The sequence below is a fragment of the Polaribacter sp. 20A6 genome (assembly GCF_011378915.1).
Lineage (GTDB): Bacteria > Bacteroidota > Bacteroidia > Flavobacteriales > Flavobacteriaceae > Polaribacter > Polaribacter sejongensis.
This window is the reverse complement of sequence record NZ_WTPZ01000103.1, coordinates 1-592: the sequence shown is the minus strand read 5'-3', so window position 1 is coordinate 592 and position 592 is coordinate 1. Positions and strand designations below refer to the sequence as shown.

Genomic DNA, 592 nt, shown 5'->3' with positions numbered 1-592 from the left:
CGACAATGAGGCGCGTCGTGGCGGACATTCTCATAAAGCACCAGATCACTTACAAAGGAATGCTGCAGCGTCTGCAGCTGGACTCTCAAGCGGACGACATGAGCTTCATCAGCTCTATAGCCAGATCCATGTTCGGAGACCACACGACGAACTGGGGCCGGATCGTGAGTCTGGTGGCGTTCGGAGCCGTGGTGTGTCAGCAGCTGAAGGAGATGCAGAGAGAGCGGTGTGTGGAGACGGTGGCCGAGCAGATCTCCTGCTATCTGATCTCAGAACAGCACGACTGGCTCCTCAACAACAAGAGCTGGCATGGGTTCGAGGAGTTCTTCCGTGTGGAGGATGTGGAGTCGGCGGTCCGCAGCGCTCTGATGGCTGTTGTGGGATGTGCCGGGATCGGAGCCGGTCTGGCGTTCCTGATCCGGTGACCCCGTCTCCCATCGCTCTTGTGACCGCCGCACTCGTCCTCAGACGCTGAAGCGTACACTAGCGTGAGGTTAGGAGCCGGGTTCCTGCTGCGCTCCGCTGGACTCCGCTTCCAGCTCGACATGCGCTCGCCATCCCAGCATGCACTGCACCAAAGACTGAGCTTGGC

At 59.8% G+C, this 592-nt stretch carries 1 protein-coding gene; it reads left to right on the top strand.

Translation table 11 applies throughout. The features are described 5' to 3' along the window. Positions 1 to 425 (top strand): Bcl-2 family protein (locus GQS57_RS18555; protein WP_165734449.1); only part of this gene is annotated, 425 nt, incomplete at its 5' end. Positions 426 to 592 lie beyond the last annotated feature (167 nt).